The organism is Shewanella sp. (assembly GCF_047975355.1).
Taxonomy (GTDB): domain Bacteria; phylum Pseudomonadota; class Gammaproteobacteria; order Enterobacterales; family Shewanellaceae; genus Shewanella.
Map to the genome: position 1 here is coordinate 1 of NZ_JBKEDJ010000015.1, position 22,213 is coordinate 22,213.

Annotated in this window: 16 protein-coding genes and 1 pseudogene; 12 read left to right on the forward strand and 5 right to left on the reverse strand. The window is 48.9% G+C overall.

Annotation, left to right across the window (positions count from 1 at the left end):
- The 7 genes and pseudogenes from ACK5NH_RS06245 to ACK5NH_RS06275 all read left to right on the forward strand — a co-directional run.
- Positions 1–1,238, forward strand: a 1,238-nt coding sequence (locus tag ACK5NH_RS06245) for a transglutaminase TgpA family protein (protein WP_416918410.1), incomplete at its 5' end; no start/stop codon positions are given.
- A 109-nt stretch (positions 1,239–1,347) separates the two neighbouring features.
- Positions 1,348–5,031, forward strand: a pseudogene (gene recC, locus ACK5NH_RS06250) (exodeoxyribonuclease V subunit gamma).
- Positions 5,031–8,828, forward strand: coding sequence for an exodeoxyribonuclease V subunit beta (gene recB / locus ACK5NH_RS06255; protein ID WP_416918412.1), 3,798 nt, complete (start codon positions 5,031–5,033; stop codon positions 8,826–8,828). Before recC ends, recB begins: the two are co-directional and overlap by 1 nt.
- Entirely contained in the window at positions 8,825–10,945 is a 2,121-nt protein-coding gene (recD, locus tag ACK5NH_RS06260; protein ID WP_416918414.1) for an exodeoxyribonuclease V subunit alpha, read from the forward strand. The genes recB and recD overlap by 4 nt, the downstream gene beginning before the upstream one ends.
- Before the next feature lie 67 nt (positions 10,946–11,012).
- A complete protein-coding gene (locus ACK5NH_RS06265) occupies positions 11,013–11,393 on the forward strand; it encodes a hypothetical protein (RefSeq protein ID WP_416918452.1) in 381 nt (126 codons plus the stop codon).
- Between the two features lie 143 nt (positions 11,394–11,536).
- Positions 11,537–11,986 carry a hypothetical protein gene (locus tag ACK5NH_RS06270; protein WP_416918416.1) on the forward strand — a complete coding sequence of 150 codons (450 nt, stop codon included), beginning with the start codon at positions 11,537–11,539 and terminating at the stop codon, positions 11,984–11,986.
- A gap of 68 nt (positions 11,987–12,054) precedes the next feature.
- Complete coding sequence (locus tag ACK5NH_RS06275) at positions 12,055–12,693, forward strand: PolC-type DNA polymerase III (RefSeq protein WP_416918418.1); 639 nt, start codon at positions 12,055–12,057, stop codon at positions 12,691–12,693.
- Between the two features lie 113 nt (positions 12,694–12,806).
- Here ACK5NH_RS06275 and ACK5NH_RS06280 read toward each other — a convergent pair whose 3' ends face one another.
- Positions 12,807–13,847 (reverse strand): LacI family DNA-binding transcriptional regulator, encoded by a 1,041-nt coding sequence (locus tag ACK5NH_RS06280; protein WP_416918420.1) that lies wholly within the window; start codon positions 13,845–13,847, stop codon positions 12,807–12,809.
- A 220-nt stretch (positions 13,848–14,067) separates the two neighbouring features.
- Positions 14,068–14,796 carry a DUF3334 family protein gene (locus ACK5NH_RS06285; RefSeq protein WP_416918422.1) on the reverse strand — a complete coding sequence of 243 codons (729 nt, stop codon included), beginning with the start codon at positions 14,794–14,796 and terminating at the stop codon, positions 14,068–14,070.
- Between the two features lie 346 nt (positions 14,797–15,142).
- Between ACK5NH_RS06285 and ACK5NH_RS06290 the strand changes: the two genes are divergently transcribed.
- From ACK5NH_RS06290 to crr, 5 genes are all read left to right on the forward strand, one after another.
- Entirely contained in the window at positions 15,143–16,780 is a 1,638-nt protein-coding gene (locus ACK5NH_RS06290) for a methyl-accepting chemotaxis protein (RefSeq protein ID WP_416918424.1), read from the forward strand.
- A 173-nt stretch (positions 16,781–16,953) separates the two neighbouring features.
- Positions 16,954–17,349, forward strand: a complete 396-nt coding sequence (locus ACK5NH_RS06295) for an ACT domain-containing protein (protein WP_416918426.1) — start codon at positions 16,954–16,956, stop codon at positions 17,347–17,349.
- A 23-nt stretch (positions 17,350–17,372) separates the two neighbouring features.
- Entirely contained in the window at positions 17,373–17,630 is a 258-nt protein-coding gene (locus ACK5NH_RS06300) for an HPr family phosphocarrier protein (protein WP_011622536.1), read from the forward strand.
- Positions 17,631–17,662: 32 nt separating this feature from the next.
- On the forward strand, positions 17,663–19,366 hold the full coding sequence (gene ptsP / locus ACK5NH_RS06305; protein ID WP_416918428.1) for a phosphoenolpyruvate--protein phosphotransferase: 1,704 nt from the start codon (positions 17,663–17,665) through the stop codon (positions 19,364–19,366).
- Positions 19,367–19,437: 71 nt separating this feature from the next.
- Positions 19,438–19,947 carry a PTS glucose transporter subunit IIA gene (crr, locus tag ACK5NH_RS06310; protein ID WP_416918430.1) on the forward strand — a complete coding sequence of 170 codons (510 nt, stop codon included), beginning with the start codon at positions 19,438–19,440 and terminating at the stop codon, positions 19,945–19,947.
- Positions 19,948–20,086: 139 nt separating this feature from the next.
- Here the strand turns inward: crr and ACK5NH_RS06315 are convergent, their stop codons facing one another.
- The 3 genes from ACK5NH_RS06315 to ACK5NH_RS06325 form a co-directional block, all read right to left on the reverse strand.
- A complete protein-coding gene (locus ACK5NH_RS06315; RefSeq protein ID WP_416918432.1) occupies positions 20,087–20,443 on the reverse strand; it encodes a hypothetical protein in 357 nt (118 codons plus the stop codon).
- A gap of 101 nt (positions 20,444–20,544) precedes the next feature.
- Positions 20,545–21,009 carry a hypothetical protein gene (locus ACK5NH_RS06320; RefSeq protein WP_416918434.1) on the reverse strand — a complete coding sequence of 155 codons (465 nt, stop codon included), beginning with the start codon at positions 21,007–21,009 and terminating at the stop codon, positions 20,545–20,547.
- A 181-nt stretch (positions 21,010–21,190) separates the two neighbouring features.
- Positions 21,191–22,192: a rhodanese-related sulfurtransferase gene (locus ACK5NH_RS06325; protein WP_416918436.1), complete on the reverse strand. Its 1,002-nt coding sequence runs from the start codon at positions 22,190–22,192 to the stop codon at positions 21,191–21,193.
- Positions 22,193–22,213: the final 21 nt, after the last annotated feature.

Consider the following 22,213-nt stretch of genomic DNA (forward strand, 5'->3'; position numbering starts at 1 on the left):
ACACAGGCAGCAATGTGCCACAGCGATACGACTATCAAGTGATTGTTGAACCCAGCCACCAGCCTTGGTTATTCGGGCTGGATGTGGCCTACAGCCAAGATGAAAAGGTCATCAATCTCCCCGATTATCGACTCTATTCCCTACGTAATGTCGATCAACGCATGGGCTACAGTGCCCGTTCTTGGCCTAAGGCCCAAATGGATCTCAAGTTAAGTGCCAAGCAGCGGCAAATAAATCTGAAACTGCCCGATGGCACTAACCCCAAAACCCTAGCGCTCGCCACCGAGTTTAAGGCCAACTATCCCGAGCCAAAGCAGCGTCTGCTCGCCATGATGGGTTATTTTAATCGCGAACCGTTTTTTTACACCCTCACCCCGCCGCCCATTGGCCCGCAGCAAGTTGATGATTTTCTCTTTGAAAATAAAGCCGGATTTTGCGCCCATTACGCCTCCGCCTTTATCTTTATGGCGCGGGCCACTGGCTTACCCGCGCGTATGGTCACGGGTTATCAAGGGGGCGAATACAACCCGCAGGCCGATTACCTGAGCGTGTATCAATATATGGCCCACGCTTGGGCAGAAGTCTGGCTCGAGAATGAAGGCGGGGTACGATTCGATCCAACGGCCATGGTCGCGCCTAACCGAATTGAACAAGGCTTCGATGCTGAGTTTTCCCCCGAACAAAGCTACCTGCAAGAAAGCCCTTTTAGCAGTTTGCGCTTTAAATCTATGCCTTGGCTCAACGAGTTAAGGCAGCGCTTTGCCAGCCTCGATTATTACTGGAGTCTCTGGGTGCTCGGTTTCAATCAGGAGCGGCAAAACAAAGTGTTAAGCGGCATTTTAGGGGATGTCACTAAAACCAAGGTGGCGGTGTTTATGAGTGTCTGTATCAGCCTTATCGGCCTCTATATCGCCTACAGCGTGGGGCTGTTTCGCTTTAAACGGGAGCAGGATCCCATCAGCGCTAAGTACCAACGCATATGTCAGCGCCTCAGTAAATTTGGCATCACTCGCCCAGCACACCTTGGCCCAAACGCCTTTGCAGCGCAGCTAATTGACACGCACCAGCAGCAATCCCCGCAGTTTTGCCGTGAGTTTGACACCCTGACCCAAAGCTACGTCGCGCTGAAATACCAACAGCTTGCGGACGGTGACTATCAAGCGGCGCTAAAGCGCTTTAATAGCGCCGCTAAAGCCCTTAACTGGCGACTATTTGGCCCGAGTAAACAGTTAAAATAGGCGGGATAAACCACAGGCGGACAAGATTGTTGAATCTTATAAATCAGTCACATAGAATTGCCAAGCCACTTTGCTATGCATAACAGCAATCCCAAATCGTGAGTCGAATATGCTGAAGTTAATCCAATCCAATCAAATGGAAGTGCTCTGTGCCCATCTTGCCGCGTATTTGCGCCAGCCGCTACCCGGCGCGGCGTTATTGCAAAGTGAGCATATTTTGGTGCAAAGCCCCGGTATGTCGACTTGGTTACGCCTTGAAATTGCTAAACAAAATGGTATTGCCGCCGCGCTGGAGTTCCCGCTACCTTCAAGCTTTATTTGGCAACTGTGCCACGATTTACTCCCCAATGTCCCCAAGGAAAACGCCTTCACTAAGGCGACAATGACCTGGAAGCTGATGCAGCTACTGCCACGGCTACTGGATGAACCTTCCTTTGGGCCACTGCGCCATTATTTGGGTCATACCTTAGACAATATGGAATCGAGCGCGGCTGACCTCAATAGCAACCATCAGCTTGGCGCCATAAGCGCCGATGATATTAAGCTTTACCAACTTTGCGGCCGTATCGCCGATATCTTCGACCAATATTTGGTTTACCGCCCCGATTGGATTGCCGCGTGGGAAGCCAATGAACCGCTCGAATCGCTCAAATTGAATGAGGAGCAGAGTTGGCAACCCATCCTCTGGCGCGCACTGATTGCCTATAACCGCGATGAGCTGCACCAAAGCCACTACCACAGGGCCAATCTGCATCAGGATTTAATTACCGCATTGGGCGATAGCGCCAACTCCCTCGCAAAATTGCCGCAGCGTTTATTTGTGTTTGGGATCTCCTCCATGGCGCCCCAAACCATCGATGTGATCCACCAGCTCGCGAGCCGCATCGATGTGATTATCTTAAGCCTGAGCCCCTGTCAGCATTATTGGGGCGACATTATCGACCCACGCCATCGGGCGCGTATGGCATTGCAATATGCCGGAAAGCGCCAATTAGCCGAACAATGGGAAGATAAACTCGAAGTCGGCAATCCCCTGCTCGCCAACAATGGCAAGATGGGCCGCGAATTACTCGATATGCTGCTCGAACTACCTCCAGAGCACTGCGACTTTGGGGACGATGTGTACTGCGAGCCCTGCGGCGATCCTACCGCTCCCCACTCCAACGCCAGCATGCTGGCCGGGGTGCAATACGATATCTAAGAAATGCAGACACTCGACCGCGTACTTGGGCCGGATGCTGAGCTATATCAAGAGGTCGCGAATCGTCGAGTATTAACCGCCGACGATGATTCAATTCTAATCAAGAGTTGCCACAGCCCGCTTAGGGAAATCGAAACCCTGCACGATCATTTACTCGATCTGCTGGATAGCGACAACCAACTCACGCCCAAAGACATAGTGGTAATGATGCCGGATGTCGCAGCCTACGCGCCCTATATCGATGCGGTGTTTGCGGCCAAACAGGGACTGGAATATATCCCCTACGCCATTGCCGATCGAGGCGCGGCGCAGGAATCGCCACTCATTAATAGCTTTTTGAATTTACTTAATATTAATCAGAGCCGCTTCGGACTGACCGATATTTTAAGCATTCTCGAAGTCCCGGCAATATTACGACGTTTTCAGCTCGAGGAAGACGAGCTGCCACTCATTCGCCGCTGGTTAGATGAAGCCGGCGTGCGTTGGGGCCGCGATGAACAGAGCCGCCTTAAACAGGGCGTGCCCGCCTTCGAGCAAAACTCCTGGGCCTTTGGCATAAAACGCTTAATCCTAGGTTATGCCTTACGGGACGATGCGCCGTTGTATCAATCATCCCCGCAGGGAACGCACTATTTAATCGTTGCTGGGGTGGAGGGACAATCGGCACAGGCCCTTGGCAAGCTGTTGAACTTTATTGAAGTCCTCGATGAAACCACCCAAATATTAGCCAAGGCGCAAGCGCCCTCATTGCGATTACTCGAACTCACCGAACTGTTAAATGCCTTTTACGCCCCCGATGAGGATGAGCGTGAGCAGTTGCAGGAAATTCGCGATGCGATTGCCGCCTTAGAGCAAGAGTTGCTTGCCGCAAGCCCTGCCGATAGGGGGGCACAGGCTAACGACTTAGATTTAAGCATCGAAGTGCTGGCGCTCTGGTTTAATCAACGCTTAACCGAGTCACGTGTCGGCCAACGATACCTCGCGGGCAGCGTGAATTTTTGTACCTTAATGCCGATGCGCTCAATTCCCTTCAAGGTCGTGTGTCTGTTGGGTATGAATGATGGTGTCTATCCTAGGGTGCAACATCCAGTGGGCTTTGATCTGATGGCCCATTTTGGGGCACGCAAAGGCGATCGTTCCCGCAGATTAGATGATAGATACTTGTTTTTAGAGGCATTACTCTCGGCTCGGGAGCAGCTGTACATCAGCTATATTGGCCGTAGCGAACGGGATAACTCAGAGCGTATTCCATCGATGCTGGTCTCCGAGCTAATAGAATATTGTCAGTTGTGTTATTTGCCTCAATCGCTTGCGGCAGAAGCTGCGAATGTCAGTAACGAAGATGCTCAGCAGGCATTGCTTGAGGCTATTGTGAGCCATCAGCCGCTGCAACCTTTTGATCCTAAACTGTATCAAGCAGCACTGCCGCAAGCCCCCGTCTCCCACGGGATAAAACAGAGTTATAGCCAGCAGTGGTGTCCGCCCGATAGCAATAGCAATTTGCAGCATGGTCGATTTATTGAAGCCCATACCCAGATAGTGCTCGAAGATGACGCAATTGGTGACAGTGTTCAGGATATTGAGCCCCTTGGCGAAGCAGAGCATGTGGATATCTCGGCCTTTATTCGCTTCTTTCGCAATCCCGCGCAGTATTTCTTTAATCGTACCCTGAAAGTCGATTTAAACCTGAATATTCAAGCGGATGACAACGATGAGCCCTTTAGTCTTAATGCGTTAGAGCGTTATTTATTACAGGCTCAACTCCTTGGCGATGCGCTCGAACAAGGACAAAACGAGCCCAGCACTGAACTGTTACAGCGCCTTAAAGCCAGTGGTAATTTGCCAATGCAGCCCTTTGATGATCTGCTGCTGCGCCAATACAGCCATGATATCGCGCCGCTGATTGGCAGAACCCTGTTTATGCGCGGCGATGTCGCTCCCCGCCATGCCGATATTCGGCTCAGCTTTGAGTTATCCCTTCAGAATCCAGGGACTCAGGTAAAAACTAAACGCGTGATCCTCGAAGGCCGTATCGATGATATCAGCCCTAAGGGATTGGTCACTTGCCGCCCCGGCAGTGCCCATGGGCGGGACATTTTAGCCTTGTATTTGCGTCATTTATGTTTGATGGCCGCAGGAGTGGCTCAACCTAGCTACCTGCAACCTAGCTATCTGCTGGATATGGGGCATTTTCATGCCCTCGCGCCCATTACGCCAGCGCTTGCCCATGCGCAGCTCGCCAACTTATTACAGTATTTTTATCAGGGCCAAATTCATCCCCTGTGTTTTATGCCAAGAACCTCCCTCGCCTATGCCAGCGCTGAGGCGCATGAAGCGGAAGACCCGCACAAAGCCCGGCTCGAAGCGGCGCAAAGCGAATGGCTGGACGAGCAAGGTGAACTTGGCGAAGGCACAGATCCCCATTATCAGCGGCTGTTTCATTTTCCCGACGACTTTACCGAGGGACATTTTGGCAAACTCGCCGATGACATCTATCGCCCTATGTTGAGCCTTTACCATAAAGATACCCTCGCTCAACTCGAGGAATTTGCCCTGAATGAAGCCCCAACCGCCACAGAGGGAGCGCATTGATGACTAAGGTATCACCCGCTTTGCCGTTAGATCCGCTCACCCTGCCATTTGGTGGCAGTCGCTTACTCGAGGCCAGTGCGGGCACGGGGAAAACCTATACCATTTCAGGCCTGTATCTCAGATTACTGCTTGGGGATGGCTTAAGCGAACCGCTTAATTGTGAACAAATTCTGGTAGTGACCTTTACCAATGCCGCCACCGAGGAGCTGAGGGACAGGATTCGCCGCCGCATTCAGGTAGCCTTTAAGTGTTTCTTAGGGCTTGAGATTAACGATCCTTTTGTGCAGGCGCTGTACGATAAGACCCCTGAAGTTGAGCGCGCTATTGCCCTCAGACGCTTCGATTTAGCGCTCAAATCCCTCGACGAAGCGGCGATTTTTACCATTCACGGTTTTTGCCAACGGATCTTGGCCGATCTCGCCTTCGAATCATCATTACTGTTTGAGTCTGATTTCACCTTAGACGACAGCGAGTTTTTGCACCATGCGGTGCGGGACTTTTGGCGTGAGGCCTGCTATCCGCTGCCAGAGTATTTAGCCCAGATCATTGCCTGCGAATTTGGCGATCCCGAAGGATTAGTCAAGCAGCTGAGAGCCTTGCTCGGTGCCAGTGAGGCCAAACCGCTTCAACCCGTGCAGCCCTTTGCTCGTTTGGCTGAGTCCTTAAGCCAGAGTGTGCAGCGCTTTAAACTCGCCTGGCCGCGTGGCCGCGACGCGCTGTTAGAGTTACTTCATAGCCTGCCGCTTAACGGCCAACGTTTTGGTAAAGCGAGCGACAATTACCCTAAACTGGCGGAAATGTTCGACCAACTGGACAACTTCTTAGCCTTTGGCCATGGCTTACCGCCGCTCAAAGTGCTCGAATCCCTATCGCTATCGGAGCTTAAGCTGAATAAGGGCGGCGTGCTCCCAAGTGCGAGCGAGGCGCCACTGCTTGACCATATGGAGCAGTTAGCCGCATTGATTAACGCGATTAAACCCGCATTTCTCTATAGCGCCAAACAAGGGATCAGCGAGCGCTTTGCCAAGCAAAAACAGCTGAAAAATGTGCTGACACCCGATGACTTGCTCACTACCTTGGCAGCGGCGATGCAGGCCAATCCCGACACTTTGCCTAAGGCAGTGGCGAGTCGCTTCCCCGTGGCCTTAATCGATGAGTTCCAAGATACGGATCCTCTGCAATTTGCTATTTTCTCAGGGATTTATCAAACCCATTTGGGGCTTAAAACTCAAGATTCGGCGACGGTTGAACCTAAGGATCGCACGAATAGCAAATTAAGCCTGCTGATGATTGGTGACCCTAAACAGGCGATTTATGCTTTCCGTGGCGCCGATATTTACACTTATATCGAGGCGCGCAGACAGACTCAGGCGCACTATTTCCTCGATACTAACTATCGCTCGAGTCGCAATCTGGTGGACGGGGTGAATCATTTATTTGCCCAGCATTCGGATCCTTTTATCAGCCAATCGATTCCCTTCGATCCAGTAAAGACGCCTGCCAGTGCGGCGGCAAAACAACTCGTTGAGCAAGCGCCCAATAGCGCCGCGCTGCGCTTAAAACTCTTGAGTGAAGGCGAAACTGGACTCAATAAGGCCAGTGCTCGGCAAACCTTGGCCGAAGATACCGCCGCCGAAATCACCCGTTTACTGAGGCAGGCCGCTAATGGTCAATGCAGCACGCCCAAAGGGCCACTTATTGCCAAAGATATCGCCATCTTAGTGCGTGATAGAAACGAAGCTGCAGTGATGAAAACCGCGCTGAGCAAGCGCCAGATTGGCGCCGTCTTTTTAAGTCGCGACAGCGTATTTGAAACCGTCGAAGCGCGGGAAATGGCGCTCATTCTGCGCGCCTTGGCCAGCCCCAAGGACGAGCGCGCCCTGCGTAGCGCCCTTGCTACCGCCCTGCTTGGTTATCGCGCCGAGCAAATTCATGCCTTTAACCAAGATGAAGAGCAGCGCCAAAAACTGCTAGAGCAGTTTTTTGAGCTGCACCAGATCTGGCAAAAACGCGGCATTATGCCAGCGCTGCTCAGCCTAGCCAATGCGACACAGATGGTTGCACGGCTGCTGCATTCTCCCGATCCGACAAGCATTGACCAAGCGGAGCAAGATGCTACCGCTCATCTTGAGGCGAGCAATGGCGAACGTCGGCTCACGGATTTTCGCCACTTAGCCGAGCTATTGCAGCAAAAGGCGACCGAAATCGATGGGATCAGTGCCCTGCTTAACTGGTATGAGCAACAACTGATTGATAACACAGGAACTGATGAGCAGCAGCTGCGCCTTGAAAGCGAGCAAAACTTAGTGCAAATCGTCACCATCCATAAGAGTAAGGGGCTGGAATACCCAGTGTGCTTTGTACCCTTTGTCAGCCTCGTGCGGGATAATCGCCGCCGCCCGACGCCTATGCTCTACCACAGAACCAATGCCGATGGCGCGCAGGAACTGGTGTGGGATTTAGAAGGCACGGATGAAGGTTGGGAACAAGCAAAGCAGGAAACCTTAGCCGAAGATCTGCGTCTGCTCTATGTGGCGCTCACCCGCCCCGTGTACCTGTGTTATTTGTACATAGCCAACCATAGCCGCATGTTAAAGGCAGGGCTTAAAAGCCAGCTGCATGAAACCGCCATCGGTTATCTGCTTGGGATCACTGACACTGATTGTGATTTTTCGCGTTTGCAAAATGCCGCCAACGCGCTGGTCGCGGGTCTCGAGTCGAGTATGCCTGCGATCAGCATTGAGGTCGTAGCCGATGACATTGAGGCTGACAAACTGCATACGGGTGGAAGTGATTCTCAAACCTTGAGTGCCCGCAAGGTCAGCCGTCAGTATCGCACTCCATGGCGCGTCGGCAGTTATTCCGGTTTAGTTAAAAATGCGCCCCACGCTAAAGCCACACCCGGCGCCGATGATGAAGTCAACGCCGTATTGGGTACAGATACCGCAAACAGCGCAACTGATCCCTTGTGGCAAGAAGCGGCCGATCCGCAAGCGCAACCTCTGCTTAATCGCTTTAGTTTTGAGCGCGGCGCCAACGCGGGTAGCTTTATGCACTTAGTGCTTGAGTTAATTGATTTTACCCAAGCTCGAATCGACTTACCCCGAGAGCTACCTAAGGCCATGTTGCAATACGGCATTGCCCCCGAATGGCAGCCCATATTAGAGGATTGGTACCTAGAGGTATTACAAGCTCCGCTGGCGTTAATGGCGCAGGATAATCAGCTTATCAATCCCGAACTGTGTTTAGCCGCACTCGCGCCGCAGTACACCTTAGTCGAGATGGAGTTTTACCTGCCATTAAATCGCTTAAAGGATACAGAGCTTAACCAACTCCTAGGGCAATTTGGCTACGATACCGAGCTGCAGTTTGATGAATTACAGGGCATGCTCAAGGGCTTTATCGACTTAACCTTTGAATATCAAGGCAAGTTTTATATTGCCGACTATAAGTCGAACCATCTGGGGGATAATATTCAGGCCTATCATCACAGCGCGCTGAAACAGGCGATTAGCGACCATAGGTATGATTTGCAATATATTCTCTACTCCCTTGCGCTGCACCGCTATTTAGCGATGCGCTTGCCCAATTATGATTACGATACCCATATCGGCGGCTGTTATTATTTGTTTTTACGGGGAATGTCGGTGCAATATCCAGGCTTTGGTATTTATTACGATAAACCGCCCAAGACGCTTATTTTGGCCTTAGATGCGCTGTTTCAGCGCAGCCTAGAGGCAACGACTGACTCAAATAAAAAGTTCGATGCTCAACTGGATACGGGAGCAATGGCATGATCAGCAGCGAACTCAATCACCCTAAAGCCCCATCAACCCCATGGATTGAAGTTGGCGCGCTCAGACTCAAGGCGCCGCTCACGGAGCTACTCAAATACTGGGAAAAGGAGCGGCTGATCACCCCGCTGGATCGCCATTTTGCCCTCGAGATGGCAAGGCTTCACCCTAATGACGCCCAAGAGCCGCTGTTTATGCTGCTGTGCGCCCTATTAAGTCAACAGCTCTCGGCCCAACATACTTGCCTTGTGCTTGAACATATAGTGCCAGCCAATCCGATGGCAGAGCCAGTTAATCACTGCCAAATCCGTTTGAGCCTGCCAGAACTGATTGCAAGGCTGGAAAATTTTGAGGCGGTTGGTGAACCTCACAACAATAAGCCACTGATTTTTGATGGTGGCCGACTCTATCTTGAGCGTTATCATCATTTCGAAACCGAGGTGGCCAGCGCCCTGACGAGGCTCTCTTCGAGTCAACCCGTCAACAACACGGATAAAGATTCAGATGCGCCGCTACGCAGGCAGCTCGATTACTTATTTCCGAACGCCGCATCTTCCCATGTAACCTCAGCCCTTGAGCCTCATATCGACTGGCAAAAAGTCGCGACGGCAACGGCGCTCGGCAAAAAGCTTGCGGTGATCACCGGCGGCCCGGGTACGGGCAAAACCACCACAGTAACTAAATTACTGTTGTTACAGCAATTAGACTCACCAAAACAGATAAGACTCGTCGCCCCGACAGGCAAGGCCGCCGCCCGATTAAGTGAATCGATAAAGGCCTCGAAAGCAAGACTCGAGCAAGAGCTAAAACAGGCTCAAGCGACAAACGAGCAAGTACACAGTCACGAAACCCAAGCGCTGTTAGCCGCGCTCAAGCAAGTGCCGGAAGAGGCATCAACCTTACATCGTCTGCTGGGGGTTATCCCCAATTCGGCGCAGTTTCGTCACCATCAGGGCAATCCCCTGCGGCTAGATCTGTTGATTGTCGATGAAGCGTCGATGGTCGATTTGCCTATGATGTATAAACTGCTCACGGCCCTCCCCAAACAGGCCGGTTTGATACTGCTTGGGGATCAGGACCAACTCGCCTCAGTTGAAGCAGGCGCCGTGCTCGCCGATATTTGCGCAGGGCTAAAATACGAATCGGACCAACACTCTGAATGGAGAATGCGTTATAGCCAAGCCCAGGCCGAGCAATTGAGCAAGCTCACCGGCTTTGATCTGCGTGCCTATATTCATCGCGAGCCAAAAATTGGTGACAGTTTGTGTATGTTGACCCACAGCCACAGATTTAAAGGCGATGCCGGCATTGGCCTATTAGCCAGCGCGGTAAATCGTTCCGATCTCGCCGGGATTTTGGCCGTATGGCAGCGGGGACTAGCCGAGCTTAGTTGGCTAGAACACAGTATGGATCTGAGCCAGACCCAAGCCAAAATCAGCGAGCCTGCAAACAACACAGGCCTTCACGCTCTGCTAACACAGGCTTGTGAGCAATACGCAGAGTATTTACGTCCGCTGCAAATTTCAGATCCAAGCAGTGTGCCAAGCGCCATCAAAGCCATTACCCGCTTTAACCAATATCGTATCCTGTGCGCCATGCGCAGTGGCGATTATGGTGTCGAAGGTATCAATCAAGCCGTGACTAAAGCGCTGTCTCAGGCCAAGCTTATCCATCCCCAGCAAGAGTTTTACCTTGGCCGGCCAATTATTATCCAAAGCAACGACTATAACTTAGGCCTGTTTAACGGTGATATTGGTTTGATTTTGCAGGATGAAGACAGGCCAGAGCGCCTGATGGCCCACTTTATCAAAGCCGATGGCAAACTGCTTAAAGTGCTCCCCGCAAGGCTGCCTAGCCATGAAACCTGCTACGCCATGACGGTACATAAAAGTCAGGGCAGTGAATTTAATCGCGTCGCCCTCGTACTTCCACCCAATCCGAGCCTAGTACAGTGGCAATTGCTCACCAAGGAGCTAGTCTACACCGCTATTACCCGCGCAAAACAACACTTTAGCTGTTTAGGCACACAGCAAGTCTTTGAGCGCGCAAGCCAGCAAGCTACCCTGCGAGCCTCAGGTTTAGCCGATAGGCTCTGGCGCGGTAACGCGATGACTGATTAATAGTTAAATTATTGAGTAACAACAATAAAATTAAAGATAAAGGAGATTTAGATTGACGGAACAAGCCATGATTAAACTGCACCAGATGCAAGATGTCATCAATTTATTTGATAGCATTAAACCAGAGGCTAAGTTACCAGCGATATGCTACGAAAACACACGCTATATTTCTTGGTCTGAATTTGATGCAATGCAAGTATACGAGCTTGATTTTGAACCGTATTTAACCATTGCAGCCACCTGTGATATGCGTTTTTTTACCCTGCATCAAAGTCAGCACCGCTTATACCTTGCCCATTGCAATTATGCTGGTCACGCACCGCGATGGGAGGCTCGCCCCATCACCTTGTCGCAACTGACGGATACAGCGTTAATGACCAAGCTGATGCAAGACCACGCCTATCAATTAGGACTCAATATCAACCTAGATTTGGATTATCCAGTCTAGTTTGCTTAATACAATAGACAAAATGTATGCAGATAAACTAGTCATCAAGTAGACTGTGGAATAGATACCCTCTATTTAATCAATTAATGATTGGATAGAACTCCCTTAAGACAATATCCGTCATATTATTTATGTAGGTAAAAATGAAATATATTCTATTGGTTATATTATTGACATTGTTGGCTTATTCATTTATTGACAACAGAAGTGATGAAGAAAAGTTCATTGAAGAATTTAATAGAAATACACTGATTTTTGAGAAGATTAAAGTATTAGCTTGTGTCATCAACTCAAAGAATGGACCTATAAGAACCAATAACTTAGACAGTTTAAACAATCAAGCATTATCCGACTACTTAGATGAATTGAATATTTCAGGAATAGATGTAACAGAGAAAAATGGGAAATGTTTGATTTCCCTCTATCGCGCCGGATTTGGTTTTGGATTTAGCGGTTACAGCTATCATTACAGACTGAATGTAGAAAATCCTAATTTTGAAAATTCCAGCGAAAAAACTAAGGTTCGTAAAGGTGCATATTCATATGATATAAAATTATCAAATGAATGGGTTTTAACTTTCAAGCAAACCTGAAAATAAGATAATTTTTCAATTAAACACTCTTATAATACGACAAACTCAATACTAAAGCAGTTGATTTTATGACCCAAACGCCAACCTATTCGCCCGCTAATACCCTTGTGGTGCTCGACTTTGAAACCTCGGGACTCTCGCCCAAACAAGGTGCTCGCGCCATCGAAATTGGCGCAGTATTAATTGAGCAAGGACAAATTACCGCGCGCTTTTCAGAGTTAATGAACCCGGGTTTTCGGATAAACAGCTTTATTGAAGATTACACAGGGATCAGCAATCAGATGCTCGCCCATGCAGCGCCCTGTGCCGAGGTGATGGTACGCTTTGCAGAATTTATCGGCAAACATCATCTAGTTGCCCATAATGCAGCCTTCGATCAACGCTTTCTGGAAGCCGAATTTGCCCAGATAGGCCACCACTACCCAGGTCAATTTGGCTGCTCACTCCTGCTGGCAAGACGGCTATACCCTGAGGCTATCAATCATCAGTTGGCAACCTTAGTGCGCCATAAGCAGCTACCGACCGATGGCACCTTTCACCGCGCCTTGGCTGACGCGGAAATGACGGGGCATTTATGGCTACGCATGTTGGCCGATCTTAAACAAGGGTATGCGATTACTGAGCCGCCCTTTAGCCTGATGCAGAAAATCATGACCAAGACTAAGGCCGAGGTGCCTAAGTTTTTGCGCCAGTACGCCAGAGGTTAACCCCTCACCGATTCAGGTTTACGCTCCTATCTGACACGCTTAGAAAAGTGTCCAATAAAAAGCCGAGTGTTTGATAACACTCGGCTTTGTGATTAAATCAAACTGGATGCGACTCAAGCGAGCGGCGTATGATCAATCCCACAGGAGCTGCGTACCACTAAGGTCGTTGGGATTAATTGCGGGGTCACAGCTTGACCACGAATAAGCTTGAGTAAGCTTTCCACTAAAATCTCACCCGCTAACTGGGTATTTTGCTTAATGGTTGTTAGCGGCGGATTGGCAAAGCTTGCCACGGGAATATCATCGTATCCCACAACTGCGACTTGCTCGGGTACCAAGATCCCCTTCTCTTTTAAGGCGCGAATCGCACCGATGGCAATCAAATCACTGGCGGCAAAAATCGCATCAAAGCCCAGTCCGGTCTCAAGCAGTGCCATCGCCGCATCATAACCAGCACTCTCGGTACTAATAGCCGAGATTTGCCTTGCGGCCACCACGGGTAATCCTGCGGTTTGCAGCGCTTTGACGTGGCCTAAATATCTGTCCCTAAACTCGGGACTATGGCTCGACGCATCCCCTAAAAAGGCAAAGGCTTTACGACCTAGGGAGATAAGGTGTTCGGTGGCAATCAAGCCACCCTGATGGTTATCGCAGCCGATGGATAATACGGATTTATTGTTATGCTCGGCGCCCCAAATGACAAAATGGGTGTTCTGTTCCAACAACTTTTCGAGTTTCTGCTCATAATCCATATAATCGCCGTAACCCAGCAAGATAATGCCATCGGCTTTATTGCTGTCTTCGTAGTCGGCATGCCAATCGCTGGAAAGTTGCTGAAATGACACGAGTAAATCATAGCCTTGCTGCGCCGTTGCCCGCGTTATCGAGCCTAACATCGACAGAAAAAACGGGTTGATCAGTGAGTCATCATTGGTGGGATCTTCACACAACAACAGGGCTAAGGTATGGCTATTTTGGGTACGTAGATTACTGGCGTTTTTATCAACTTTGTAATTAAGTTCCTTGGCAATAGCCTGGATCCGCTGGCGGGTTTCTAGATTGACTAACGGACTATTTCTCAGAGCACGGGAAACCGTAGACTGGGATACACCAGCACGATAAGCAATATCGATTGAGGTCGCTTTCGATGCCATAGCAAGGTCACCATAATTATTATTTTGTGGCGATACTAAAACAGTTCGAATGACTTGTATAGCCGAAGGGTTTACAACTGACTAACAAGTTAGCAGAGATAAAAACTTTGTTGGGGATCCGCCCAACGGCTGTACAGTAAACGGTCTATTTCCCAATATTAACAATGTCGTATCGATACAAACACAGCTTGTACCGATACGCTACTGATGCAGATAAAAGTTAAATACCTAACTCATCGAGCAAATCATCGGCATCCATGCTGGCATGCTGCTGACTGATCACAGGTTTATCCGCCATACGACTCCAAGGTGATGGCGTATCAGAACCTTGATTGCCATTAGCACCAAGTCCGTGCTGCTCGAGTAAGCTGTCAGGATCAAACTCTTCATCGAATTCAAACTCATCCAGCTTGATAAACTCGGTCTTATCCATGGCAAATTCGAGGTAGAAAATATGATTATTTTCGGTTTTAAACGATACCCTTCTGGCGACGGCATCATCTAAGTTTGCATCGATTGAAATCGTCAGCTCTTTGTTTATAGTCAACATTTTTGGCTGACTTTGGCTGATAGAGGTTTGCAGCTCCTTGGAAACTTTATTGATAAAGTCGCCCAAGATTTGGTTCATCAACTCACCCATCACGTTGCCCACTTCATCGGAAGTGTGGGAGAAAGCGAGCTCTTCCTCCGGCATCCCCATGTTGAGCATATAACGGCGATAGATTTCGATGGCTGCAGGGGCAGAAAAGTTGATCACGACTAGGCCCGAGAAGCCGCCATCAAAAATCGAAAAACAGCCTAAATCAGGTTTTAAACGGGTACGAGTAATGCTTTGTACCATGCCCGCATGGCTCACATGGCTGGCACTTGTGCTGGATAACACGTGGGCAACTGAGTGACATAGCTTCAATAGAATATCGTCAGAAGTCACAATAGTATTTGTAGTCATAATCTATTCTCAAACTTAACAGTTGATTAATCTTGCGCGTAAAAGAGTAAAAAATCAAAACTAAAACAACGAATTAGAAACATCTCACTTAAAAAACTCAGTTAAATGGGCTTAACCTATTGAATTTAATAATTACTTCACACGATTATTGCCATTATGGCGCTTCAAAAATCACAGATTAACGATAAAATCATCGATTGGACACAGCGCTCAATAATATTCTGCTTAAGATCAAAGAAATCTAACATTCTTAACGAGTTTACTCGAAATTTAATCCTCACCGATTCATTTGATACGGATTCGCAGGTATATTGGACACCATTCTTTTGCGCCTTAAGGAACACAAATGATCACATTCTTGCGCCGCTTCACCATTTTGCAACGACTCATGATGATGCTAGTCATGGCGGCCATTGGTACTGTTTGTTTTGCGAGTTTTTCCATTAAAGAGCAATACAGCAATCTGATCGAGCAAAAATGGCTGCAAATCGATGGTCAGCTCGGCAGTATCCTGAGTGTGATTGATGTGTATCGTCAGGATGCCGTGAACGGCAAACTAACAGAGCAAGAAGCACAGCAAGCGGCGGCAAAACTGATTGATCAGACCCGCTATGCCGGTGTTGGCTACTTTATTGTGATCGACGATAACAACCAAATCTTGGCCCATGGAGAAAATTCGAGCCTGATTGGCACCTCGGCGCAAAACTTTAAGCTGCCCAATGGCACGAATCCGCTCATTTCCATGCTGTCTCAAGCGCGGCAAAAGGGTAAGGCCATGTTGGAATACCCGATTGCCAACCCAGTTTCTAAAATCGTTGAAGACAAACTGGCCGAAGCCCGCTATTACCCAGAATGGGGTTGGACTGTGTTCACCGGCGCTTATCTCAGCGATGTCAAAGAGAGTCTCGATAGCGTGATTATCGATTATTTGATTATCATGTTTTTGATATCTGTGCCTATCTTCGCTTTCTTCCTAGTTTTGAATCGCTCGATTACGTCTCCCTTGAACGATGCCATTAACGCCCTTGAGGATATTTCCCAAGGTGAAGGCGACTTAAGCCAGCGTCTAACGACGCAGGGCAAAGATGAAATCGCACACCTTGCCCACGCCTTTAACCTGTTTGCCCAAAAAATTGGCGACATGGTGGGACATTTACAACCATTAGGCCATTCCCTCGACAATGATGCTAAGCAGTTAATGCTGGCCGTTGAAGAATCCAACCGAAGCGCCGAGCATATCCACCGCGAAACCGGTAGCGTGGCGACCGCCGTAAATCAAATGCTCTCGACCACCCATGAGATGGCAAGCAACACTCAACAGGCCGCCGATGCTGCCAACAGTGTGAAAAATCAGGCACAGCAAAGCCAAGCGGTGATCGATGATACGGTTCGCGATACCGAAAAATTGGTGCAAGAACTCAAGGCATCTGAAGTCATTACCCAAAAATTGGGGCAATCGTCGGCGCAAATTGGCAGCATCCTCGATGTGATCCGCTCCATTGCCGAACAAACCAACCTGTTAGCCCTTAATGCCGCTATTGAAGCCGCCCGCGCCGGCAGTCATGGCCGCGGTTTTGCCGTGGTCGCCGATGAAGTGCGCGCACTGGCAAATCGCACCCAAGATTCAACCAACGAGATCCAAAAAATCATCTCGGATATTCAAATGGGCGTGAACTCTGTGATGAAGAGTAATAGCCAAACACAGACTCAATCCGATGAATTACAAGCCAAAGCCCGTGAAGCGGGGAACGCCATGGCGACGATTTTGCAGCTTATCGCCCATATCAGCGACATGAACACTCAGTTGGCCAGCGCGACTGAAGAGCAGTCTCTGGTGACAGAGGAGATCAACCGCAATATCTGTAATATTTCAGAATTAACCGAAGTCTCAGTCAAAGCCAATGAGAGTAATAGCCGCGCGGCACAGTCGTTACAGGATATCAGTCAGGATATGTCGCACACCTTAGGCCAATTTAAAATCTAACCCCATTGAAATAAAGCCACCCACACATTCAAAGAGGACGTATTAGAACGTCCTCTTTTAGTTTAAAATACTGACACTCAACGGGGCGAATGCCTGCTATCTAGTCGGATATTCATGCTATAAGCTAGGATGTAGCTTTGCCCTAAGTCTTTATTGCCGATTGAGGAACGCCCATGCGCATGACCTTAGCCGTTCATACACGGCAGTATACGATCCACAGTTTTAGCCCTAATGCCCAACTACCCAGCGAGGTTTTTGCCGAGGAACTGTACTTTATCGGCAAAACGGAGGAAGGACTGACTGTGGTGGTGTCTAGCGAACTTAAGCTCGACAGTTTAGAGCAAGAACCCCATTGGTGCTGTTTTGAAGTACTAGGACCGCTCGGATTTTCGATGACAGGTATTTTATCTAAAATTTCCGGCACCTTAGCCGATGCGCAGATCAGTATTTTTGCCCTTTCCACCTTCGATACCGACTATATTTTGGTAAAGAAAAATTGTCTCCAAAGCGCCATTGCCGCCTTAAAAAAGGCAGGTTACAAGATTATTGAGTCGAACGAAGCGCCATAATATTGATAAAGAGTTAAGCCACTATGTACGAAAAATCTGTCACTATCACCGCAAAACATGGTATTCATACCCGCCCTGCCGCCCTGTTAGTGAAAGAAGCGAAAACTTTCAACTGCGATGTACTAGTTGAATGCAATGGCAAACAGGCCAGTGCCAAAAGCTTATTTAAATTGCAAACATTAGGCCTGTATCATGGCGTGACCGTAAGGGTGTTTGCCGAAGGTGAGCAGGCGCAGGAAGCGGTCGAGAAAGTCTCGGAACTGCTAATAACCTTAAGTTAAACTGCATTTTAGTCAGCTTGATAGGAACGAATATGTCGATTACGGGGATCATAGTATCATCGGGTATAGCCTTCGGACAGGCACTTCACCTTATCCACGCCGAACATCACCTCGATTATCGCCCTATCCCCCTTTCACGGCTCCCACAGCAACAGAGTAAATTTGTAAAAGCCCTGCAGGCACTGCAGCAGCAACTTAGCCATAGTCAAACCAAGCTCGACCCACAAAGCGAAAACTATCAGTTAATCGAAGCCGATTTATTACTGCTTGAGGACGAGGAGCTTATCGCTCAAGTAAAGGAAGCGATCCGCACCTTACAACTGTCTGCCAGCGTGGCGGTTGAGCGGGTCTTCGCCCACCAGGCCAACGAACTTGAATCCTTAGACGATCCTTATCTTGCCAATCGAGCCCAAGATGTACGTTGCCTTGGGCAGCGTTTAGTCTCTGCCATCAACGGACGCTTAGACCAAGGCTTATCGCAGCTAACTGAGCCGACAATTCTCTTAGCCCAAGATCTGACCCCCGCAGAATTTGCACTACTCCCCAAGGAGCAGATCAGCGGCATTGTGCTAAAAACCGGCGGCTTAACCAGTCATACGGCCATTTTAGCCCGCGCAGCGGGGATCCCCGCTATTCTCAGTTGTCAGTTCGATGCAGAGTTTATTCCCAATGGCACGCCATTAGTGCTCGATGCCTTAAGTGGCGAGCTTTTTGTTAATCCTGCGCCCGAGCAGCAGGCACGATTAACTGTCACACTGCACCATGAGCAGGCCAGACGCGCCGCCCTACAGGCTTACCGTGATGTGCCAGCCAAGACCCAAGATGACCACCACGTGGGCCTGATGGCCAACGTGGGTAACTTAAACGATATCGCCCATGTTGACGATGTCGGTGCCGATGGCATTGGCCTATTTCGTACCGAGTTTATGTTGATGCACACCAGCACACTGCCGGATGAGAAGGCCCAGTACAATCTCTACTGTGAGGCACTGCATGCATTAGGCGGTAAAACTTTTACGATCAGAACCTTAGATATTGGCGCCGACAAAGAGCTGCCCTGCTTATGCCAAGAAGTTGAAGATAATCCCGCCCTCGGCCTGCGCGGTGTTAGATACACCTTGGCGCATCCTGAGCTCTTTAAAACCCAGCTGAGGGCGATTCTACGGGCGGCCAACCATGGCCCGATCCGGCTCATGTTCCCTATGGTGAATCAAGTCGAAGAACTCGATCAGATCTTCGCCCTCATCGCCGAATGCCAGGACGCCCTCGAAGAGGAAGAAAAAGGTTTTGGCGAACTCAGTTACGGCATAGTAGTCGAAACGCCAGCCGCCGTGATGAACCTCGCCTCCATGCTGCCACGATTAGATTTTGTCAGCATAGGCACCAACGACTTGACCCAATATGCCATGGCGGCAGATCGCACCAATCCGCAACTGACACGGGATTATCCATCCCTGTCACCGGCAATATTAAGACTCATCAAAATGACCATAGACCAAGCCAAAGCCGCAGGAGTGAAAGTGTCCCTCTGTGGGGAGCTTGCCAGTTCGCCACTGATGGTTCCCCTCCTTATTGGTATGGGGCTCGATGAACTCAGCGTGAACTTAAACTCATTGCTCGAGGTAAAGGCCGCCGTTTGCCAAGGGCAATTGGCGAAATTTTCTGCGTTAGCGCACACCGCCATACTACAGAATAGAATTTCTGAACTACAGCAGAGTATAACAAACTATAAATAATACATTTTATTGGTTATGCTGCTTTACAGACCAAAAGATAACAACAAAAACAAGCGAAGGGGCACAGGATAATGGGATTTTTAAGCCGAATAAGGCGATTAGTATCAGGACAGCCGCAACTGGCTGGTGGCATCATGGTTTACGCCCCTGTCAACGGGGAAATCGTTGCCATTGAAAAGGTACCCGATGTGGTATTTGCCGAGAAAATTGTTGGTGATGGTATTGCCATTGCCCCAAAGGGAGACACGATTGTCGCCCCAATTGATGGCACTATCGGTAAGATTTTTGAGACTAATCATGCTTTTAGTATCGAGTCACCACAGGGCCTAGAGCTTTTCGTGCACTTTGGTGTGGGTACCGTTGAGCTTAGAGGTCGAGGATTTAGCCGTTTAGCGGAGGAAGGCCAAGAGGTCAAAGTGGGCGATCCTATTCTGTCCTTCGATATTGATTATCTTAAAGATCAGGTGGATAGCCTACTTACTCCGGTTGTGCTGGCCAATATGGAAGATGTCAAATACCTGGATAAAGCACAAGGTAGCGTCGTAGCTGGTAAAGACGCAATTTTTACCGTGCAGCTTTAACCGTTTTACCGCCCCGCTTATGTACGATCACTGGCAGCGCCCCTTGCTTGCCTGCCAGTCTCTCTCCTAAATAACGCACATATTCCCACACACAGACATCACAGTTTACAACCGTTTGATCCAGCGTCGATTTGCGTCGTTAATAAGCCATGATCAGGATAGACTCGTCATCTTCTGTCAGTGGTAATTGCCCTAGTTGCATCAACGCACGTTTTAACTCAGCCAACTCTACCTTTAATTCGGTCAAACTTGCTTGGCATGCTACGCCAGCAACAGCTGCGGGAAATACATGCTTAACAATCCGCAGCGCCGCAATATCTTTATAGGGAATGGTCTTGCTGACAAATACAAAATTTTGAGGTGCAATCTTGCAGAGCGCTTGATGGGCGACTTCATAATCCAGCGGGAAATCAGCTTCACCCACTAAGCGCAGCTGCAAATACACCCGATGCGATGCCAAGATGCTTAAACATTCTCGCCATTTAGTATTATTCATATTCATCCTTGAAACTGTTTCTCCTGCTAGGTGACTCCACTTGGGTTGTTATTCGTCTTTATTCTGCCCGACACTAACCTCAATCTCGTGCTTATAAGGCATTAGTCTTTGGCGGACTGGCGAGTGAGAGGCCGCTCCTCAATATGCGCCACGAGAAACACTAGAAACCGGAACAGTGATTTAATCTTAAGATCGTAATTGCTATCGGGTTTTGCCGACGCGAGCTTCTGTAGGGATTTGATTTTTGAGTATGCATTCTCCACCAGCTCGGCATTATCTTTGCCCACATACTTAGCAAACTCGGCAAATTCCCCGATAAATTTCAGCGTCACTTTACGCCGATTCAGGCTGACCAGTGACAAGCCTTCTTTTAGTTTGGCCTCAAATAATGTGCATTCAAGCCCTTGAATAATGGCCTGTTGTGGTAGACCACTGCTCAAGGCGTCGGCGAGAAAACCCAAATTTGCCTTTAACTCGAAGGTGATAGCCTGTTTGCCCGCAGTCGACTGTTGCCAGCGGCTGCGCTCTTTATCAAAAATGTCGTATAACTCTTTCCAAATACTCATGCCCTGTCCCTGCTGCAAGCGGTCTGGCTCAGCCAGTCTAAATTCAATTCTATTTAGGCAAATTTATCATAGGGTTAAAAATGCTAACACTAATCCATGGCGTATTTGATAAAAAAAATGGCCCGAACGTGTCGGGCCATAGTGGTAATCATAGGAGAATGCTTGCAGTCAAGCCCTCACTTTAAGCATTAGCTTGCTTGGCTTTATTTTTCTCGGCCGATTGTTGGCGCAGCGCTTCTTTCTTTTGACGGCGGGCTTCAATCACTTGATTCACGTCGCTACCAATGTGTGATTCGTTACGTGATTTCGCTAAGTTCACTTGACGCTCACGTTCAACAAAGCGCTTACGCTGCTCCTCCGAAATCTTATCGATACAATGTGGGCAGCTGACGCCTTGAACATAGGCTGGACTTAATTTTTCGGCTTCTGTGATCGGCATGCGACAAGCATTACATTGATCGTACTGACCTTTCTTCAAATCATGGTTAACGGCAACGCGGTTATCGAAGACGAAACATTCACCTTCCCATAGGCTTTCTTCCTGTTTCACTTCTTCTAAGTATTTAAGGATGCCACCTTCGAGGTGATAAACTTCTTCAAAGCCTTGTTCTTTTAAATAAGCGGTTGATTTTTCACAACGAATGCCGCCTGTACAGAACATAGCGACTTTTTTATGCTTCGCCGGATCTAAATTCTGTTTTACGTATTCAGGAAACTCTCTAAAGGTTTCGGTTACTGGGTTAATGGCGTTTTTGAAGGTGCCGATTTGCACTTCGTAATCGTTACGGGTATCGACCAAGATGACTTCAGGATCGGAAATCAGCGCATTCCAATCCTGTGGCTTAACGTACGTGCCCACCACTTTGAGTGGATCGATACCTTCGACGCCCATAGTGACGATTTCTTTTTTCAGTTTTACCTTAGTGCGGTAGAAAGGCATTTCATCGTCAAAGGATAATTTGTAGACGATATTCTCTAGGCCATTTTGGTTATTCAGCCAGGCAAGCAGTGCATCAATAGCGGCTTGAGTGCCGGCAACTGTGCCGTTAATCCCTTCACTTGCCAGCAATAATGTGCCTTTAATCTCGGCCTGTTCCATCATGGACAGGAGTGGCTCACGCAGCGACTCAAAATGCGGTAATGAAACAAACTTATATAAAGCACAAACAACGACGTTAGACATAACACCCTCAACTGCTGGCTG

Bases quoted from the DNA above. Each gene is read 5' to 3' on its own strand.
- recD (WP_416918414.1), top strand. From the start codon at position 8,825: ATGATCAGCAGCGAACTCAATCACCCTAAAGCCCCATCAACCCCATGG.
- ACK5NH_RS06300 (WP_011622536.1), top strand. From the start codon at position 17,373: ATGTACGAAAAATCTGTCACTATCACCGCAAAACATGGTATTCATACC.
- ACK5NH_RS06270 (WP_416918416.1), top strand. From the start codon at position 11,537: ATGAAATATATTCTATTGGTTATATTATTGACATTGTTGGCTTATTCA.
- ACK5NH_RS06285 (WP_416918422.1), bottom strand. From the start codon at position 14,796: ATGACTACAAATACTATTGTGACTTCTGACGATATTCTATTGAAGCTA.
- recB (WP_416918412.1), top strand. From the start codon at position 5,031: ATGACTAAGGTATCACCCGCTTTGCCGTTAGATCCGCTCACCCTGCCA.
- ACK5NH_RS06315 (WP_416918432.1), bottom strand. From the start codon at position 20,443: ATGAATAATACTAAATGGCGAGAATGTTTAAGCATCTTGGCATCGCAT.
- ptsP (WP_416918428.1), top strand. From the start codon at position 17,663: ATGTCGATTACGGGGATCATAGTATCATCGGGTATAGCCTTCGGACAG.
- ACK5NH_RS06265 (WP_416918452.1), top strand. From the start codon at position 11,013: ATGATTAAACTGCACCAGATGCAAGATGTCATCAATTTATTTGATAGC.
- ACK5NH_RS06320 (WP_416918434.1), bottom strand. From the start codon at position 21,009: ATGAGTATTTGGAAAGAGTTATACGACATTTTTGATAAAGAGCGCAGC.
- ACK5NH_RS06275 (WP_416918418.1), top strand. From the start codon at position 12,055: ATGACCCAAACGCCAACCTATTCGCCCGCTAATACCCTTGTGGTGCTC.
- ACK5NH_RS06325 (WP_416918436.1), bottom strand. From the start codon at position 22,192: ATGTCTAACGTCGTTGTTTGTGCTTTATATAAGTTTGTTTCATTACCG.
- ACK5NH_RS06290 (WP_416918424.1), top strand. From the start codon at position 15,143: ATGATCACATTCTTGCGCCGCTTCACCATTTTGCAACGACTCATGATG.
- ACK5NH_RS06280 (WP_416918420.1), bottom strand. From the start codon at position 13,847: ATGGCATCGAAAGCGACCTCAATCGATATTGCTTATCGTGCTGGTGTA.
- crr (WP_416918430.1), top strand. From the start codon at position 19,438: ATGGGATTTTTAAGCCGAATAAGGCGATTAGTATCAGGACAGCCGCAA.
- ACK5NH_RS06295 (WP_416918426.1), top strand. From the start codon at position 16,954: ATGCGCATGACCTTAGCCGTTCATACACGGCAGTATACGATCCACAGT.